Origin of the sequence: Halochromatium sp. (genome assembly GCF_046541315.1) — a bacterium.
GTDB lineage: Bacteria > Pseudomonadota > Gammaproteobacteria > Chromatiales > Chromatiaceae > Lamprobacter.
In genome coordinates, this window is sequence record NZ_JBKHDN010000267.1 from 1 (window position 1) to 3,189 (window position 3,189).

At 64.2% G+C, this 3,189-nt stretch carries 3 protein-coding genes; all 3 read left to right on the plus strand.

What is annotated here, in order from left to right; genetic code table 11:
* Positions 1–861, plus strand: an 861-nt coding sequence (locus ACLFQI_RS12890; protein ID WP_410759914.1) for a glutathione S-transferase family protein, incomplete at its 5' end; no start/stop codon positions are given.
* Positions 862–1,071: 210 nt separating this feature from the next.
* Positions 1,072–1,902 carry a DNA ligase gene (locus ACLFQI_RS12895; RefSeq protein ID WP_410759916.1) on the plus strand — a complete coding sequence of 277 codons (831 nt, stop codon included), beginning with the start codon at positions 1,072–1,074 and terminating at the stop codon, positions 1,900–1,902.
* 258 nt (positions 1,903–2,160) lie between these two features.
* On the plus strand, positions 2,161–3,150 hold the full coding sequence (locus tag ACLFQI_RS12900) for an adenosine kinase (RefSeq protein WP_410759917.1): 990 nt from the start codon (positions 2,161–2,163) through the stop codon (positions 3,148–3,150).
* Positions 3,151–3,189 lie beyond the last annotated feature (39 nt).

Here is a 3,189-nt window from a genome sequence, read left to right on the forward strand (position 1 = left end):
GACGGCAGCCCCGGACCTTCAGGCGAGGGCGGTTTCCCAGCCGCGCCTGATCGCTATCACCTTTACGTCTCTTACGCCTGCCCTTGGGCGCATCGCACGCTGATCCTGCGCGCGCTCAAGGGCCTCGATGAGCTGATCAGCGTCTCGGTAGTCCACCCGCTGATGCCGCCTGAGAGCTGGGTGTTTGGGGAGTACCCGGGCGCTACGCCGGATCATGTGCACGGCTTCGACAAGCTGCTGCAACTCTACGCGCACAGCGCCCCCGGCTTCGATGGCGTGGTGACCGTGCCGGTACTCTACGACAAACAGCGCCAGACCATCGTCAACAACGAGTCCGCCGAGATCATCCGCATGCTCAACAGCGCCTTCGATGCCTGGGGCAACGCCGATCTTGATCTCTACCCTGCCGAGCTACGCGCCGAGATCGATGCGATCAATGCGCTGGTCTACGAGAACATCAACAACGGTGTCTACCGGGCCGGCTTCGCCACCACCCAAGCCGCCTATGAAGACGCCTTCGACAAGCTCTTCGCGACCCTCGACCAGTTGGAGGCTAGGCTTGCGACCCAGCGCTATCTGGTCGGCGCGCGCCTCACCGAGGCCGACTGGCGCCTGTTCACCACGCTGGTGCGCTTCGACCCGGTCTATCACGGCCACTTCAAGTGCAATCGCCAGCGCCTCGTCGACTATCCGAACCTCTGGGCCTACACTCGCGAGCTGTATCAGGTGCCCGGCATCGCCGAGACCGTCGACATGGACCACATCAAGCGCCATTACTACGGCAGCCATCAGCACATCAACCCGACCGGCATCATTCCCAAAGGCCCCGAGCTGGACTTCGCCAAGCCCCATGGTCGATGAAACGGTGCTCAAGGGCACAAAGTATCGCGAACCGCTTGCAAAGGCCGCCGCAATGGATAAAGTTGCGGATCTGATCCAACCAATTCGGGGTTCGCCATGTCTCCAGCGTTCCTGCAGCGACTCAGTTTGCCGCTCCTACTGCTCGCGGGGCTGCGCCTGCCGCTGGCCATCGCAAGCCCGCCCGGAACGATCCCTGCTGCGATTGAGCCCGTGTCCGACCATGGCGTCGATGGCGAGCATCAGGACTTCGCCTCATCGCTGCGCACGCTGCCGCCAGAGCTGACGCTGGCGCAGGTCTACGAGCCCGGCGTCGACCTGACCGGCTATCTGGTGAGCGAGAAATTTGACGGCGTGCGGGCGTATTGGGACGGGCGGCGGCTGATCACCCGCGGTGGCCTGATCATCAACGCCCCGGCTGGATTCACCGCCGGCTTCCCGGACCAGCCCTTGGATGGCGAACTCTGGATGGGGCGCGGCACCTTCGCCCGCCTTTCCGGCACCGTGCGCACCCTCGATCCGGACCTCGAGGCCTGGCAGCAAGTGCGCTATGTCGTCTTCGACTTACCCGGGGCCGCGGGTGGGTTCGAAGCTCGATTCGCCGCCCTCGAGCGCCTGCTTGAGCCGATCCCCAACGCCCGGTTGCAACTGGCCCAGCAGCAGTCGATCGCCGACCATGAGGCGCTGCAAGCCAGACTTGAGGAGATCGTCGCCGCAGGTGGCGAAGGGCTGATGCTGCATCGGCGTAATGCCGCCTATCAGCCGGGACGCAGTACCGCGCTGCTCAAGGTCAAGCCCTACCTGGAAGGCGAGGCCGTCGTGCTCGAGCACCTGCCCGGTCAAGGCAAATATGCAGGCATGCTTGGCTCGATGCTGGTCGAGGAGCCGGATGGCACCCGCTTCAAGCTCGGCACCGGTTTCAGCGACGCCGAGCGCGCCTCGCCGCCGCCGATCGGCAGCCTGGTCACCTTCAAGTACCACGGCCGCACCAAGTACGACCGGCCACGCTTCGCGAGCTTCCTGCGTGTGGCCGAGGATCTATAACCGTCTCAAGCGCAGCCGAATCGGTCGCGGACCAGGACACGCAAGCAGTATTGCCGCTCAACCCGAGCGCCGGGCAACCCTGGCCTAGGAGCGCAGATTCCACGGGATGTTCGTGTCCGCGCGCCAGGGCGAATGGCCATATCGGCTCGCCAAGTCCCGGGATTTGGGCCCGCCGCGAGTTCGTGCCCAGGCCCAAGGTCGAAACCGATGTGCATTTTCTGCGACAATGGGCGCTGTCACAGCAAACACAGGAACACTATGAGTCTCTACGACATCTACGCCCTCGGCAACGCACTGGTGGACATGGAATACGAGGTCAGCGCGGACGACCTCAAGCGACTCGGCATCGACAAGGGCGTCATGACCCTGGTCGACGAGGCGCATCAACTGCGCATCATGGAGCATCTGCGCGAACATCATCACCAGCGCGGCTCCGGCGGCTCGGCGGCGAACTCGGTGATCGCGCTCAGCCAGCTCGGCGGTCGTGGCTACTACGCCTGCAAGGTGGCCGACGACGAACTCGGCCACTTCTACATGAAAGACCTGCGCGACGGCGGCGTCGCCACCCTGGATGGCACCTATCTGGATAAAGGCGATACCGGCCGCTGCGTGGTGCTCGTCACGCCCGATTCCGACCGCACCATGTGTACCTATCTCGGCATCAGCGGCAATCTCTCGGTGCACGAGGTCGAGGTCGACGCACTGCGCGCGGCCAAGTGGTTCTACACCGAAGGCTATCTGGTCACCTCCGATACCGCCCGGGTTGCCGCCATCGAGGCGCGCAAGGCGGCCGAGCATGCCGGGGTCAAGACCGCGCTCTCGCTCTCCGATCCGAACATGGTCAAGTTCTTCAAAGACGGGCTCAAGGAGATGATCGGCGACGGCGTCGACCTGATCTTCGCCAACGAGGAAGAGGCGATGGGGATGGCCGAGAGCACTGATCTGAACGAGGCGGCGGCCTATCTGAAAACGATCAGCAAGAAATTCGCGATCACCCGTGGCCCCAGAGGCGCGCTGGTGTTCGATGGCCAGGAGTTGATCGAGATCGATCCGGTCAAGGTCGAGCCGGTCGACACCGTCGGTGCTGGGGACATGTTTGCCGGCGCCTTCCTCTATGGGCTCACCCAGGGTTGGAGTCACAAGCGCGCCGGCGATCTCGCCTCGGCGACCTCCGCCAAGCTGGTCACCAGCCTTGGGCCGCGCCTGCCGAAGGAAGAGACGCAAGCGATTCTGCAATCGCTGAGCTGACCGGGGCGCGATCCCGCCGGCATCGTTTCTGGCTCAAGC